The following is a 14,639-nucleotide window of genomic DNA, read 5'->3' as shown; positions in this document are numbered from 1 at the left end:
GTTCACCTCCCTGGCAGGAATGGTTCTGCAGCCATCCCCTATTCGGTGAGGCTTACCTAACCGTACCCAAAGTGAGGCTCGCCCAAAAGCCCTGAGAACGACGGTGGGGCACGGATCACATCGATCCGTGCCCCACCGTCGTACGAAGCTACTTACTGATCGCGGTACATCTCCGCGACGAGGAAGGCCAGGTCCAGGGACTGGCTGCGGTTGAGCCGCGGGTCGCAGGCCGTCTCGTAGCGCTGGTGCAGGTCGTCGACGAAGATCTCGTCGCCGCCGCCCACGCACTCGGTGACGTCGTCACCGGTGAGCTCGACGTGGATGCCGCCCGGGTGGGTGCCGAGGCCCTTGTGGACCTCGAAGAAGCCCTTGACCTCGTCGAGCACGTCGTCGAAACGGCGCGTCTTGTGGCCGGAGGCCGCCTCGAAGGTGTTGCCGTGCATCGGGTCGGTGACCCAGGCGACGGTCGCGCCCGAGGCCGTGACCTTCTCGACCAGCTCGGGGAGCTTGTCGCGGACCTTGTCGGCGCCCATGCGGACGACGAAGGTCAGCCGGCCCGGCTCGCGCTCGGGGTCCAGGCGGTCGATGTACGTCAGCGCCTCGTCCACCGTGGTGGTCGGGCCGAGCTTGATGCCGATCGGGTTGGAGATCTGCGAGCAGAACTCGATGTGCGCGTGGTCCAGCTGGCGCGTGCGCTCACCGATCCAGACCATGTGGCCGGAGGTGTCGTACAGCTTGCCGGTACGCGAGTCGGTGCGGGTCAGCGCGCCCTCGTAGTCGAGCAGCAGCGCCTCGTGGGAGGCGTAGAACTCGACGGCCTTGAACTCGGCCGGGTCGGTACCGCACGCCTTCATGAAGTTCAGCGCGTTGTCGATCTCCCGCGCGAGCTGCTCGTAGCGCTGCCCGGACGGGGAGGACTTCACGAAGTCCTGGTTCCAGGCGTGCACCTGGCGCAGGTCGGCGTAACCGCCGGTGGTGAAGGCGCGCACCAGGTTCAGCGTCGACGCGGACGCGTGGTACATGCGCTTCAGCCGCTCGGGGTCCGGGATCCGGTCCCCTTCGGTGAAGGCGAAGCCGTTGACGGAGTCGCCGCGGTAGGTCGGCAGGGTGACGCCGTCGCGGGTCTCGGTGTCCTTGGAGCGCGGCTTGGAGTACTGGCCGGCGATGCGGCCGACCTTGACGACCGGCACGGAGGCCGCGTACGTCAGGACGGCGCTCATCTGGAGCAGCGTCTTCAGCTTGGCTCGGATGTGCTCGGCGGACACGGCGTCGAAGGCCTCGGCACAGTCGCCGCCCTGCAGCAGGAACGCCTCGCCCTTGGCGACGGCTCCCAGACGGGCGCGCAGCTGGTCGCACTCGCCCGCGAAAACGAGCGGAGGATACGACTCGAGGTCCGCGACGACAGCGCGCAGTGCCTCGGCATCGGGGTACGAAGGCTGCTGCGCCGCGGGAAGGTCTCGCCAGGTCGCCTTGGCGGCGGGGGCTTGGGTTTCAGCGTTCACGGTCACCTCGTACACATTACGGCGTCTTGCGTCACGTCCAGCCCGGTGCCCACTCCGTGAGACGGGTGTCTCTGCGGGTGCGGGTGGGCTATCGTCGACGGCATGTACGCGCTCTCGAACCAGAACTGGTGGTGGCCCGCTCCCGGCGGCCCACTTCTCGCGCGTACCCACTGACACGCACGACGCGAAGGCCGCCCGAGGGGCGGCCTTCGGTGCTTTCCGGGCCCGGCCGCTCCTCTTCACCCCTCCGATGGAGAAGGACGCCCGCCCCATGGATACCAGCCGCCCGGCGCCCAGCCGCCTGCTCGAGCTGCTCGACGACTCCTGCCCGCCGTTCGCCCTGCTGCGCCGCCGGACCCCCGGCCGCGACCACGACACCGTCGAGGTGCTGACCGGCCCGGTCCACGAGGCCGGGCTCCTCGCCGAGCTGCCCGTACGGGAGCTGCCCACCCTCGCCCTCGTCCCGTTCCGGCAGATCCGCGAGCGCGGGTTCGACGTACGCGACGACGGCACGCCGCTGAGCGTGCTGGCCGCCGAGGAGGCGTACGAGGTCCCCCTCGCGGAGGCACTGGCCGCGCTGCCGGACCACCCGGTGCGGGTCGAGGCCGGCGGCTTCGACGTGCCCGACGAGGAGTACGCGGCGACCGTCGAGCGGGTGATCCGGGACGAGATCGGCCGCGGCGAGGGCGCGAACTTCGTCATCCGGCGCACGTACGAGGGCCGGATCGACGGCTTCGGGCGGGCCGACGCGCTCGCGCTGTTCCGGCGGCTGCTGCTGGGCGAGCGGGGTGCGTACTGGACGTACGTCGTGCACACCGGTGACCGGACGCTGGTCGGGGCCAGCCCCGAGGTGCACGTGCGGATGTCCGGCAGCACGGTCGTGATGAACCCGATCAGCGGGACCTACCGCTATCCGGCCGGGGGCCCGACGGCCGAGTCCCTCCTCGCCTTCCTCGGCGACCGCAAGGAGACCGAGGAGCTGTCCATGGTCGTGGACGAGGAACTGAAGATGATGTGCACGGTCGGCGACCGGGGCGGGGCCGTCGTCGGTCCGCGGCTGAAGGAGATGGCGCACCTCGCGCACACCGAGTACGAGCTGCGCGGCCGGTCCTCGCTGGACGTACGGGAGGTGCTGCGCGAGACGATGTTCGCGGCGACGGTGACCGGTTCGCCGGTGCAGAACGCCTGCCGGGTGATCGAGCGGTACGAGGCCGGCGGGCGCGGCTACTACGCGGGGGCGCTGGCGCTGCTGGGCGTGGACGCCTCGGGGTCCCAGACGCTGGACTCCCCGATCCTGATCCGGACCGCGGACATCGCGGCGGACGGCGCGCTGCGGGTGGCGGTGGGCGCCACGCTGGTCCGGCACTCGGACCCGGCGGGCGAGGTCGCGGAGACGCACGCGAAGGCGGCCGGGGTACTGGCCGCGCTCGGGGTCCGCCCGGCGGCCCCGCGGCCGGCGTTCGGGGCGACCGGCCTCGCGGCCGACCCCCGGGTCCAGGCGGCCCTGGCGGCGCGCCGCCAGGACCTGGCGCCGTTCTGGCTCCGGATGCAGGACCGGCCGCCGGCCCGGGTCGGCCACGCGCTGGTGGTGGACGGGGAGGACACCTTCACGGCGATGCTGGCCCATGTGCTGCGGGTGACGGGGCTGGAGGTGACGGTACGCCGCTACGACGATCCCGGGCTGCGGGAGACGGCCCTGTCCTGGACCGGCCCGGTCGTCCTGGGCCCGGGGCCGGGGAATCCGGCGGACGCGGCCGACCCGAAGATGCGGATGCTGCGCGGGCTGGCCGGCGCACTGCTGGCCGGGCACCGCCGCGGCCTGCTCGGGGTCTGCCTGGGGCACGAACTGCTGGCGGCGGAGCTGGGCCTGCCGCTGATCCGCAAGGCGGAGCCGGCGCAGGGGGCGCAGACGCGGATCGACTTCTTCGGGAGGGAAGAGGTGGTGGGCTTCTACAACACGTACACGGCGCACTGCCCCGACGAGCAGGCCGCGCGCCTGGCGGAGCGGGGCGTGGAGATCTCGCGCGACCCGGCGACGGCCGAGGTCCACGCCCTCCGCGCCTCCGCCTTCGCAGGTGTCCAGTTCCACCCGGAATCGATCCTCACCCTCCGGGGCGCCGACCTGCTCCGCGAGCTCCTGGTCGCGGTGACGACGGCCACGGTCTAGGTGACCGCTGCGCGGGGCCCTGCCCCGCGCAGCGGGGGGGCGTCAGGCCGGGCCCGGCCTCGTGCGGCGGGACAGGATCCTCCGCGCCAGCTGCCAGGTCAGGATCGGGCCCAGCACGGCCAGACCGGCCAGGACCAGCGTCATGTTCCCGAAGGCCAGCGCCAGCGACACCGGCGCGCCCACGGCCGGATCCGCGAACGCCAGCCACGCGTCCGCCTTCTCCCCGGGCCGGGAACGCAGCGCGGGCCGCAGGGCCCGCAGGGCGTACACGAGCTGTACGGCGGCGGCGGCCACCAAGATCCAACGGCCCCAGAAAGGTATGTCCACGCGGCCGAATCTAGGCCATGCACCCGCGCCGCGCACATGGCGCCGGCCTGAACTCCGCACGAACTCCCGTCACTCGGGGGACAGCGTGTTCTCCGACCTCCGCCCCGCCAGGTAGTCCACCACGTTCCGGACCGTCGTCTCGACGATCTGACCCACCGCGTCGTGCGTGTAGTACGCCGGGTGCGAGGTGACCAGCACGTTCGGGAACGTGATCAGGCGTGCCAGGGTGTCGTCCTCGACGGCCTCCAGGGACTTGTCCAGGAAGAACAGCCCGGCCTCCGCCTCGTACACGTCCAGCCCGACCCCCTCGAAGCGCCCGGACCGCAGCTCCGACACCAGCGCTTCCGCGTCGATCAGCCCGCCGCGGCTGGAGTTCACCAGGATCGCGTCGTCCTTCATCATCCGCAGTGCGGCCGCGTCGATGACGTGGTGCGTCGACTCCAGCAGCGGGACGTGCAGGCTGACCAGGTCCGCGGACGTGAGCAGCTCCTCCTTGTCCACGTACTTCATGCCCAGCTCCACGCACGCCGGGTTCTGCACGACGTCCCAGCCCAGCAGGTTCATGCCGAAGCCGTGCGCGATCCGGGTGAACGCCTCGCCGATCTTGCCGGTGCCGAGCACGCCCACGGTGCGGCCCCGCATGTCGCGGCCCATCAGCCCGTTCAGCCGGAAGTCGAAATCCCGCGTCCGGTTCGATGCCCGGACGATCCGCCGGTTCACGGCCATCGCCAGCGTCCACGCGAACTCGGCTACGGAGTAGGGGGAGTAGTACGAGACCCGGCTCACGGTGATGCCGAGCTGCCGGGCGACGTCCAGGTCGATGTTGTTGAAGCCGGTGGACCGCTGGGCGATCATCTTCGTCCCGCCCCCGGCCAGGGTCCGCAGCACGCGCCCGTGCAGCTCCGCGTTCACGCTCGACGAGACGATCTCGTACCCGGCCGCGATCGGGGCGGTGTCCTCGCCGAGAAGACAGAAGAAGACAGAGGAAACGGACCATGGGTCGTTTCGTCACCTTGCGGCCCGATACGACCCACAGCCCGCTCGCCCGCTCCGGCTCAGCCGAAGAACACCCCGACCTCCTCGTACAGCGCCGGGTCCACCGTCTTCAGCCTCGCCGTCGCGTCCGCGATCGGCACCCGCACGATGTCCGTCCCCTTCAGCGCGACCATCTTCCCGAAGTCACCGTCGTGCACGGCGTCGATCGCGTGCAGCCCGAACCGCGTCGCCAGCCACCGGTCGAACGCGCTCGGCGTGCCGCCGCGCTGGATGTGCCCGAGCACCGTGGTCCGGGCCTCCTTGCCGGTCCGCGCCTCGATCTCCTTGGCCAGCCACTCCCCCACGCCCGACAGCCGGACGTGCCCGAACGAGTCGGTGGTGGCGTCCTTCAGCACCATCTCCCCGTCCTTGGGCATGGCCCCCTCGGCGACCACCACGATCGGCGCGTAGCTCGCCTTGAACCGCGAGGTCACCCACGCGCACACCTGGTCCACGTCGAAGCGCTGCTCCGGGATGAGGATGACGTTGGCGCCGCCCGCCAGCCCCGAGTGCAGGGCGATCCAGCCCGCGTGCCGGCCCATCACCTCGACGACCAGCACCCGCATGTGCGACTCGGCCGTGGTGTGCAGCCGGTCGATGGCCTCCGTGGCGATGCCCACCGCCGTGTCGAAGCCGAAGGTGTAGTCCGTGGCCGACAGGTCGTTGTCGATGGTCTTCGGGACGCCGACGCACGGGATGCCGTACTCCCCGTACAGCTTGGCCGCCACGCCCAGCGTGTCCTCGCCGCCGATCGCGACGAGGGCCTCGACATCGTACTTCGCGAGGTTCTCCTTGATCTGCCGGACCCCGTTCTCCTGCTTGAACGGGTTGGTCCGCGAGGAGCCGAGGATGGTGCCGCCGCGCGGCAGGATGCCGCGGACGGCGGAGATGCCGAGCGGGACGACGTCCCCCTCGACCGCGCCGCGCCAGCCGTCCTTGAAGCCGATGAACTCGCACGCGTACTCCTGGACGCCCTTGCGGACGACGGCCCGGATCACCGCGTTGAGCCCCGGGCAGTCGCCGCCGCCCGTCAGCACTCCGACCTTCATGGAATTTCCCTTCGCCACAGGGCCCACCGAGCCCGCATGACGGTCACGCTAGTGGTGACTCAGGTCACAGCAAGGGCCTGCGAAGGGTCAATTCCGGTGGAATTACGGGGCGTTGCGTCCCCCCGTTCACTCGTACGAGGACGTAAGTACGACGTACGACACCGTGCGCGTCCCCTGTTACGCGTCGTCGAGGCCACGCTCTATCGCGTACCGGACGAGCTCCACCCGGTTGTGCAACTGGAGCTTGCCGAGGGTGTTCTGCACATGGTTCTGCACCGTGCGGTGGGAGATGACGAGGCGCTCCGCGATCTGCTTGTACGAGAGCCCCTTGGCCACCAGCCGCAGCACCTCGGTCTCCCGGTCGGTCAGTTGCGGGGCCTTCGGCTCGTCGGGGGCGGCGGGCGCCGGGTCGGTGGCCAGGCGCCGGTACTCGCCGAGCACCAGCCCGGCCAGGCCCGGGGTGAACACCGGGTCGCCGGCCGCGGTGCGGCGGACCGCGTCGATCAGCTCCTGGGCGCCCGCGGACTTGAGCAGGTAGCCGGTCGCGCCGGACTTCACGGCCTCCAGGACGTCGGCGTGCTCACCGCTGGCGGACAGCACCAGGACGCGCAGCGCGGGGTTGGCGCCGACGAGCTCCTTGCAGACCTGCACCCCGGGCATGCCCGGCAGGTTGAGGTCGAGGACCAGGACGTGGGGGGCGGCGGGCACGGCCCGGCGGACCGCCTCGGGGCCGTCGCCGGCCGTGGCGACCACGTCGAAGCCCGCGGCGGCCAGGTCGCGGGCGACCGCGTCCCGCCACATCGGATGGTCGTCGACGACCATCACCTTGATCGCGCCGAGCTCGTTCGGCTCGTTGGGCGCGTCGGTCTGGCTCACTGGGTTCTCCCCCTAGGTACTTTCAGTTCCACTTCGGTGCCCTGCCCGGGGACGGACACCAGCTCGGCGCTGCCGCCGAGGTCCCGCAGCCGGCCGCGGATGGACAGGGCCACGCCCATCCGGCCCTCGCCCTCGGCCTGGTCGAGCCGGCCCGCCGGGATACCGGGGCCGTCGTCGCGGACGGTCACGATCACCTCGTCGCCCCAGTCCTCGACCAGGATCCAGGCCCTGGCCCCGTCCCCGGCGTGCTTGCGCACGTTGTCGAGGGCGGCGCCGACCGCGGCGGCCAGCTCCTTGGCCGCGGGCACCGGCAGCAGCACCGGCGTGCCCGGCTCGGCGAAGCTGACCCGGGATCCTGCGTGCGGGGCGAGGAGGGTCCGCAGATCCAGCTCGCCCTCGTCGGCGCCGGGCTCCTCCACGTCGTACGCGTCCACCAGCGCGCCGAGCGACTCGTCGCGGGAGATCCGGGAGGTGGGCAGCAGCCCGCTGGAGACCAGGGTGCGCAGCGCCACCTCCTGCTCCCCGGCCATCCGGCCGAGCTCGGCGGCCTCGCCGCCCAGCTCGGTGCCGCGCCGCTGGACCATGGCGAGGACCTGGAGGACCCCGTCGTGGATGTCGCGGGCCAGGCGCTCGCGTTCGCGGGTGGCGGCCTCGATCTCCAGGGCTCGGGCGAGGGTGGCCTCACTGGCCCGGGCGACCTCGACGACGTACCCGATGGCGATGGAGGCGACCCAGACCAGCAGCACGTTGTGCAGGGTGTCGCGGGTGGGATTGCCGCCGTGGACGAGGACGTTGGCCGCGGCCACGAAGGTCGAGGCGAATCCCGCCCAGCGCCAGCCGCCCTTGATCGCGAAGGCGAGGACGGAGCCCGCCGTCCAGATGCTGGGGAGGGTGGGGCCGCCCGCGGCGATCCGCTCGTACGTGTCCGCGACAGGGGTGAGCAGGATCCCGACGAGGGCGACGGTGAGGTCGGCCCCGAGGAACCGCTTGGTGCAGCTGACGGCGTTCGCCACCTTGCGGTGGGTGGCCACGGTCCAGACGGCGAGCACGGCGAGGTAGCCGGCCGCAACCCAGGGGCGGTCGAAGTCCTTGTACGCCGAGGCGAACAGCAGGGCCGCGTAGACCATGGTGATCAGCCGGTAGGCCGTCAGGGCCCGCCACAGCGGCTGCTCGACCGACATGCGCACGACGCGTTCGCGTTTCGCCATCTCCCCCACCCCGTGCGGGCGGTGCCGCCCGTTCTGCCCGCCTGCCCGCCCTGCTCCGCTATTCGGCGCTCTTGCCTGCGCTCTTCTCGGCGGCGGCCTTGGCGGCCTTCTCGGCCTTCTCCGCGTCCGCGATCTGGCGCTTGGCGGCCGTCGCGTAGATGTCGACGTACTCCTGGCCGGAGAGCTTCATGATCTCGTACATGACCTCGTCGGTCACCGAGCGCAGGATGAAGCGGTCGTTGTCCATGCCCTGGTAGCGGCTGAAGTCCAGCGGCTTGCCGATCCGGATGCCCGGGCGCATCAGCTTCGGGACGACCTTGCCGGGCGGCTGGATCTTCTCCGTGTCGATCATCGCCACGGGGATCACCGGCGCACCGGTGGCCAGGGCCACCCGGGCCAGACCGCCGGGCTTGCCGCGGTAGAGGCGGCCGTCGGGTGAACGCGTCCCCTCGGGGTAGATACCGAACAGCTCCCCGCGCTCGATGACGTCGATGCCGCTCTGGATCGCGGCCTCGCCCGCACCGCGCGCACCGGAGCGGTCCACCGGGAGCTGACCGACGCCCTTGAAGAAGGCGGCCGTCAGCTTGCCCTTGACGCCCGGGGAGGTGAAGTACTCCGCCTTCGCGATGAAGGTGACCTTCCGGTCCAGCACGGCCGGCAGGAAGAAGGAGTCGGAGAACGACAGGTGGTTGCTCGCGAGGATCGCCGGCCCCTCGGCGGGAATGTTCTCGAGGCCCTCCACCCACGGCCTGAAGGCGAGCTTCAGGGAACCCCCGATGGAGAACTTCATTGCGCCGTAGATCAACTCGAAAGCCTTCCTGTGTCTGTCGAACAGACCATATCCCCTGGCTCGGGCGTGAGCGGTCGACGACCCTGGTCGGTGTCATCCCCGTCGCGTACGGTGAAGTCACACAGCGCTACGCACCCCCCACCCGTCGAAGGAGACCCTGGTGCCCGTCCTCCCTGGAGCCGAGCCGTTCCGCCACGAGGGCGGAGAGGTCGGCGTCCTCCTCTGCCACGGCTTCACCGGTTCCCCGCAGTCGCTGCGCCCGTGGGCCGAGTATCTCGCCGGGCAGGGCCTGACGGTGTCGCTGCCGCTGCTGCCCGGGCACGGGACGCGGTGGCAGGACATGCAGCTCACGGGCTGGCAGGACTGGTACGCGGAGGTCGACCGCGCGCTGCGGGAACTGCTGGACCGGTGCACGCAGGTGTTCGTCTTCGGCCTGTCCATGGGCGGGGCGCTGAGCCTGCGGCTGGCGGCGAAGCACGGGGACGCGATCAGCGGGCTCGTGCTCGTCAACCCGGCCAACAAGGTGCACGACCCGCTGGCCGTCGCCCTCCCGGTGGCCAAGCACTTCATCCGCTCGACCCCGGGCATCGCGAGCGACATCGCGAAGCCGGGCTCGGACGAGGTCGGGTACGACCGGGTCCCGACCCGGGCCGCGCACTCGCTGCGGAAGTTCCTGCAGATGCTGGACACCGAGCTGCCGCAGGTGACGCAGCCGGTGCTGCTGCTGCACAGCCCGCAGGACCATGTCGTGCCGCCGGTCGACTCGGCGCGGATCCTCGCGCGGATCTCGTCGACGGACGTCACCGAGACGCTGCTGGAACAGAGCTACCACGTTGCGACGTTGGACTACGACGCGGAGCAGATCTTCGCGGACAGTTATGCGTTCGTCGGGCGGCTCGCGGAGAGCGTCGGCAGGGAGGGGGCGGCCAGCGGTGGCTGAGCACGAGGAGTCCCCGGGGGGTGTCCCCCCGCTGGACGAGGAGGCGGCCTGGGCGGCGATCGTCGCCGGGTACGGGCAGGAGCCGCCGGACCCGCCGGGGTCGAGGCCGTTCCGGCCGATCGAGAACCTGATGCTGCCGGAGGAGGACGTGGAGCCCGCGCCGGCTCCGGAGCCTCCGGCGGACAAGGAGCCCCCGGCTCCGGCGCTGGGCAGCTCGGTGGTGTTCGCCCCGGGCGTGGGTGTGGGAGTGAGCGGTCCCGGCGGCGGGACCGGGCCCCGGGACCACGCGCCGGCGGAGCCGGACGAGAAGGACGAGGGCCACTTCGTCCCCCCGGAGCCGGAGCTGCCGCCTGCGGACACGACGGCGAAGTTCGCGTGGCTGGCGGTGGTGGGCGGGCCGGTGCTGCTGCTGGTCGCCGTGCTGCTGCAGTGGGACATGACCTGGTGGCTCACGACGCTGGGCATCGGCGGCTTCCTCGGCGGCTTCGCCACGCTGGTGGCGCGGATGTCGCAGGGCGACGACGAGGACGACGACCCGGGCCGCGGCGCAGTGGTGTAGGCCGCGGCCCCGGAGCCCGCGGCTCAGGCGCCGGCGGGGATGGGTTTCCCGGCCGGGAGGCGGAGGGTGGCCAGGACCGGAAGGTGGTCCGTGGCTGCCCGGAGGTCGTCCTTCGTAATGCCCGGTAGAGCCGTGGGGACGCCGCAGGTCAGCACCTCCACACCCGGCGTCGCGAAGATCGCGTCGATCCGCCTCGGCGGGCCGGAGCGGACGAAGGTGTGCTCGCCGCCCCAGGGGGACACCGTCCAGCAGTCCTGGAGGGCGGTGGAGAGGCGGCGGAACGCCGGGCCCGACGGCGTCTCGTTGATGTCGCCCGCCGCGATGGCGTACGGGGCGTCCGTGGACGCGAGGCGGTCCAGGAGGAGGTCGGCCTGCGCCCGGCGTTCGGCCCCGTCCAGCGAAAGGTGCGCGCTGAGCACCGCCACCCGCGCGGCCCCGAACCGGACCACCGCCGTGGCGAAGCCCCGCCGGTGCAGGCCCGGGGTGAGGGGGAGCAGGACGTCCTCTGTCCGCTCCACGAAGGCCCGCAGGGAACAGAGCAGGAGCGGGCCCGCGGCGGTGGCGCCGCCGCTCAGCACCACCAGGTCCGTCTTCGCGGCCAGCCGCGCCGCGTGCTTGCGCCAGCGGAAGAACCTCGGTGCCTCCTGGATGAACACCAGGTCGGGGGCGCACGCGCGGATCACCCTGGCCAGCGCCTCCTCGTCGTCCCGCATCGAGCGGATGTTGTAGCTGAGGGCTCGGATCACCGCGGAACCGTCGGGTTCCGTCACAGAGTTCGGCAGCATGCACGGCAACATAGCCAGACTGCCCGCCGTGCCACAGAGGGCGCGACGGGCAGTTCGGACAACGGACGGCGTCAGCCCTGGCGGGCCAGGTCCGCCGCGCCGACGAGGCCGGCCTTGCCGCCCAGCTGCGCGGCCAGAACCTGCGCGTGCGGGCGCCATGCGCCGCCGACCAGCCAGCGCTTGAAGGACTTGCGGATCGGGTCGAGGACGAGGTCGCCCTCGTCCGAGACCCCGCCGCCGACGATGAACGCCGACGGGTCGAAGAGCGAGGCCAGGTCCGCGAGGCCGGCACCCGCCCAGCGGGCCAGCTCGCGGAAGGCCTCGACGGCCACCAGGTCACCGGCCCGCGCGGCCTCGCTGACGTGCTTGCCCTCGATGCCCTCGGTGGTGCCGTCGCCGAGCGCGAGGAGGACCGCCGCGTTCTCGGGGGTGGCGTTGGCGCGCTGCTTCGCGTACCGGACGAGCGCGCGGCCGGAGGCGTACTGCTCCCAGCAGCCCTGGCTCCCGCACCCGCACAGCAGGCCGTCCGGGACCACCCGGATGTGCCCGAACTCGGCGGCGACGCCGAAGCGTCCGCGGCGCAGCTTGTTGCCGATGATGATGCCGCCGCCCAGGCCCGTGCCGAGCGTGATGCAGATGACGTCCTCGTGGCCCTGGCCTGCGCCGAAGCGGTACTCGCCCCAGGCGGCGCAGTTCGCGTCGTTCTCGACGACGACCGGCAGGCCGATGCGCTGCTCGACCTTGTCCTTGAGCGGCTCGTGCCGCCAGTTGATGTTCGGCGCGAAGAGTACGGTCGCGCGCTTGTCGTCCACGTAGCCGGCGGCGCCGATGCCGACGGCGTCGATGGTGTGGCTGCTGCTGACTTCGGACACTGCGGCGCAGATCGCGTCCGTCACCCCGTCCGCGGTCGGCGGGGTGGGCACCTTGTACGTCTCAAGGATGGTGCCCTCTTCGTCGACCACGCCGGCCGCGATCTTCGTGCCGCCGATGTCGACGCCGATGGTGAGTCCCATTAGTCCCTCGGTTTCCGGTCAAACCCCGCCACGGCCAACGGTACCCGAGGGCGGCAGGGTCTCAGTCGAGATCGATCCGCTGCGTCGGACCGCTCCCGCCCTCGTCCCGGGGGTCGGACCGGTCCCCGGAGGGGCGGTCGCCCGAGGGAGCGTCGCCGCGGGGGCCGTCCGGGCCCGCGCCCGCCGCGGGCTCGTCGCGGGTCCAGCGGCGCTCGTGGCCCTCGACGGCCGAGCGGTACGCGGCGAGCAGCTCGGAGCCGGCCGCCGCGAGGTGGTCGAAGACCTCGGGGTTGCGCTCGACGACGGGCTTGGCGGCGGCCTTCGCCTGGTTGACGAACTGGCGTACCGCACCCTGGGCGGCGGCGCCGAGCAGCGGGTTGTTCAGCCCGGAGACCTTGTCGGCGACGGCCTCGAACAGCTTGAAGAGCTCCTCGGAGGCGGTACCGGTGCCGGCGCCGGTGCCGGTGCCGTCCTGCCGGGCCCTGCGGCGCTCCTGCTCCGCGGCGAGGTCCTCGGCGCAGGCCTTGGCCCAGGCGTCGTCGTCGATGGGACGGTCGGTGGCCTCGCTCATGGCGGACTCTCCTGCGGCAGCTGCTGGGCGTGCGGTACGTACTACCTTCGACGTTACCCGAACGGGGGTAAGCGGTTCAGGGCCTGCGGGGCCAGAGCCCCGGGTCCGGCGTGAAGCGGATGCGGAGCTCCCCGTCGGCGAGGGCGGCGCCCGATACCGTGCAGCGGCGCAGCGCCGAGGGCAGCGGAACGATCCTGCGGTAGGGGCCGGCCGCGAGCAGCAGCTCGTCGCCGCGCCGGACCAGGTCGAGGTCGCGCTTGTGGGCGCCGGGCAGCGGCACCACCCAGACGAGTACCCCGTCCTCGGCGAGGCGGTCCTCCACGACCCAGGCCCGGCGGTCGCCGGCCCTGTCCCGGGCCGCGTCGCCGGTCTCCCCGGAGGCCGCCGGAACGAGCCCCTCCGCCCCGGTGAGCCGTGCCAGGTCCTCCGGCCCCTGGGGGTCCCGCCCGAGGTGCTCCAGCGGCAGCACGGGCGTGCCCGTGGCCGACTCCGCCCCGGCCCACTGGGCGGCGTACTTCTCCTGCTGGGCGGCGAGCCCGGCCAGCCAGGGGTCGGGCGAGCCCTGCGGCACCATCCGGTTGGCGACGATCCCGGCGACCGGCAGCTGCTCGAGGGCGAGGCCGAGCAGCCCGGTGCGCAGCGCGGCGTCAGCGCCCGGGCCCGGCTCGGCGACCACCCGCAGCGAGGTGGTGGGGGCCTCCACGACGGCTTGGACGGCCGCGAGCTCCTCGTCCCAGCGCGCGGCGGCCTCGTACAGCCACTGCGCGGGCATGGGTACGCCGGCCAGCTGGGCCAGTACGGGCCGCAGGGCGCGGGCCGCCTGCCGCTCGGCCGGGAGCAGCCGGGCCAGGTAGCGGCGCAGCTGGGCGGGGAGGGCGAGGGTGGCCACGGCCTGGTGGAGCGGGGGCATGTCGACGACGACGAGGTCGGCGGCGGGTGCGGCGGCGGCCCGGCGCAGGGCGCGCAGCAGGGCGAACTGCTCGGCGCCGGGCAGCTCGGTGAGCTCCTCGGCGCCGAGCGGCCGGGCCCCGACCATGCCGAGCAGGGCGGATCCGCGCTCCTGGAGGGCGACGAGCTCCGCGCGGAACTCCTCGCCGGAGTCCACGCGGGCCGCGAGGACCCCGCCCGCGGGGACGGCCGTCAGCCCGGGCCCGGCTTCGACGGGCCGGCCCGTGGGCTCCCCGAGCAGTGCGGACAGGGGGTCCCCGGGGTCACCGGAGAGCAGCAGCACCCGCTGCCCGGTCCGCGCGGCGGCGACGGCGGTGGCCGCGGCCACGGTGGTGCGACCGGCCCCGCCGGGGCCGGTGATCAGCAGGATGTGCATGGATCAGGCCGATTCGACGCGCTTCTTCAGGCCGGCGAGGGCACGGTCGATGATGACCTTCTCGGCCTTGCGCTTGATCATGCCGAGCATCGGGATCTTGACGTCCACGGTCAGCTGGTAGGTGACCTCGGTGTGCTTGCCGCCTTCCAGTGGGGCGAGCCGGTACGAGCCGTCGAGCTGGCGCAGCATCTGCGACTTGTCCAGGGTCCAGCTGACCTCGTCGGTACCCTTCCAGGTGTACGCGAGGGTGTGGTCGTCCTTGATCGCGCCCGCGTCCAGCAGCAGCCGGACCTTTTCTGCGCGACCTTCGGCGTCGGTGGCCAGTACCTCGGCCTCCTTCACCTCGCCGGTCCACTCGGGGTAGCGGGCGAAGTCGGCGATCACGGCCATGACGTCGGCCGGCGCCGCCTCGATCGTGATGCTCGAGCTGGTGTGTTCGGCCATGGCGGTCGCCCCTCCAGGGATTGTTCGAGGAAGTGTGCGGCCTGCGGCC

The 14,639-nt window shown here is 72.4% G+C and carries 14 protein-coding genes and 1 pseudogene; 3 read left to right on the top strand and 12 right to left on the bottom strand.

The features are described 5' to 3' along the window. Positions 1-152: 152 nt before the first annotated feature. Positions 153-1,517 (bottom strand): class II 3-deoxy-7-phosphoheptulonate synthase, encoded by a 1,365-nt coding sequence (locus tag OG299_RS28140; protein ID WP_405703465.1) that lies wholly within the window; start codon positions 1,515-1,517, stop codon positions 153-155. A gap of 256 nt (positions 1,518-1,773) precedes the next feature. Between OG299_RS28140 and OG299_RS28135 the strand changes: the two genes are divergently transcribed. Then, a complete protein-coding gene (locus OG299_RS28135; RefSeq protein ID WP_327362990.1) occupies positions 1,774-3,669 on the top strand; it encodes an anthranilate synthase family protein in 1,896 nt (631 codons plus the stop codon). Between the two features lie 42 nt (positions 3,670-3,711). On the opposite strand, the gene OG299_RS28130 is transcribed toward OG299_RS28135, so the two are convergent. The 6 genes and pseudogenes from OG299_RS28130 to OG299_RS28105 all read right to left on the bottom strand — a co-directional run bounded on the left by OG299_RS28130 (position 3,712) and on the right by OG299_RS28105 (position 8,954). Beyond that, on the bottom strand, positions 3,712-3,996 hold the full coding sequence (locus tag OG299_RS28130) for a hypothetical protein (protein WP_327362989.1): 285 nt from the start codon (positions 3,994-3,996) through the stop codon (positions 3,712-3,714). A 69-nt stretch (positions 3,997-4,065) separates the two neighbouring features. Continuing rightward, positions 4,066-4,962, bottom strand: a pseudogene (locus OG299_RS28125) (2-hydroxyacid dehydrogenase); the annotation flags it as partial. A gap of 89 nt (positions 4,963-5,051) precedes the next feature. Next, positions 5,052-6,080, bottom strand: coding sequence for a 6-phosphofructokinase (locus OG299_RS28120; RefSeq protein ID WP_327362988.1), 1,029 nt, complete (start codon positions 6,078-6,080; stop codon positions 5,052-5,054). Between the two features lie 177 nt (positions 6,081-6,257). Then, the gene (locus tag OG299_RS28115) at positions 6,258-6,902 is read right to left on the bottom strand and encodes a response regulator (protein WP_048480546.1); all 645 of its coding nucleotides are present in this window, start codon (positions 6,900-6,902) and stop codon (positions 6,258-6,260) included. A gap of 50 nt (positions 6,903-6,952) precedes the next feature. Next, positions 6,953-8,164 carry a MacS family sensor histidine kinase gene (macS, locus tag OG299_RS28110; RefSeq protein WP_327362987.1) on the bottom strand — a complete coding sequence of 404 codons (1,212 nt, stop codon included), beginning with the start codon at positions 8,162-8,164 and terminating at the stop codon, positions 6,953-6,955. Positions 8,165-8,222: 58 nt separating this feature from the next. Continuing rightward, entirely contained in the window at positions 8,223-8,954 is a 732-nt protein-coding gene (locus OG299_RS28105) for a lysophospholipid acyltransferase family protein (protein ID WP_266633600.1), read from the bottom strand. Positions 8,955-9,114: 160 nt separating this feature from the next. Here OG299_RS28105 and OG299_RS28100 point away from each other — a divergent pair, with 160 nt between their 5' ends. Then, complete coding sequence (locus OG299_RS28100; protein WP_327362986.1) at positions 9,115-9,894, top strand: alpha/beta hydrolase; 780 nt, start codon at positions 9,115-9,117, stop codon at positions 9,892-9,894. Continuing rightward, complete coding sequence (locus OG299_RS28095; protein WP_266630012.1) at positions 9,887-10,453, top strand: hypothetical protein; 567 nt, start codon at positions 9,887-9,889, stop codon at positions 10,451-10,453. The genes OG299_RS28100 and OG299_RS28095 overlap by 8 nt, the downstream gene beginning before the upstream one ends. Positions 10,454-10,476: 23 nt before the next feature. On the opposite strand, the gene OG299_RS28090 is transcribed toward OG299_RS28095, so the two are convergent. The 5 genes from OG299_RS28090 to OG299_RS28070 all read right to left on the bottom strand — a co-directional run bounded on the left by OG299_RS28090 (position 10,477) and on the right by OG299_RS28070 (position 14,590). Next, the gene (locus tag OG299_RS28090; protein ID WP_389873504.1) at positions 10,477-11,250 is read right to left on the bottom strand and encodes an endonuclease/exonuclease/phosphatase family protein; all 774 of its coding nucleotides are present in this window, start codon (positions 11,248-11,250) and stop codon (positions 10,477-10,479) included. Positions 11,251-11,309: 59 nt separating this feature from the next. Beyond that, complete coding sequence (locus tag OG299_RS28085; RefSeq protein ID WP_266630009.1) at positions 11,310-12,251, bottom strand: ROK family glucokinase; 942 nt, start codon at positions 12,249-12,251, stop codon at positions 11,310-11,312. 61 nt (positions 12,252-12,312) lie between these two features. After that, on the bottom strand, positions 12,313-12,822 hold the full coding sequence (locus OG299_RS28080; protein WP_327362985.1) for a DUF5304 domain-containing protein: 510 nt from the start codon (positions 12,820-12,822) through the stop codon (positions 12,313-12,315). A gap of 76 nt (positions 12,823-12,898) precedes the next feature. Then, complete coding sequence (locus OG299_RS28075; RefSeq protein ID WP_327362984.1) at positions 12,899-14,146, bottom strand: ArsA family ATPase; 1,248 nt, start codon at positions 14,144-14,146, stop codon at positions 12,899-12,901. A 3-nt stretch (positions 14,147-14,149) separates the two neighbouring features. Beyond that, positions 14,150-14,590: an SRPBCC family protein gene (locus OG299_RS28070; protein ID WP_266630003.1), complete on the bottom strand. Its 441-nt coding sequence runs from the start codon at positions 14,588-14,590 to the stop codon at positions 14,150-14,152. Positions 14,591-14,639: the final 49 nt, after the last annotated feature.

The organism is Streptomyces sp. NBC_01296 (assembly GCF_035984415.1).
In the GTDB taxonomy this organism is placed as follows: Bacteria; Actinomycetota; Actinomycetes; order Streptomycetales; family Streptomycetaceae; genus Streptomyces.
The sequence above is the reverse complement of the archived record's forward strand: the minus strand, read 5'-3'. Positions and strand labels throughout refer to the sequence as shown.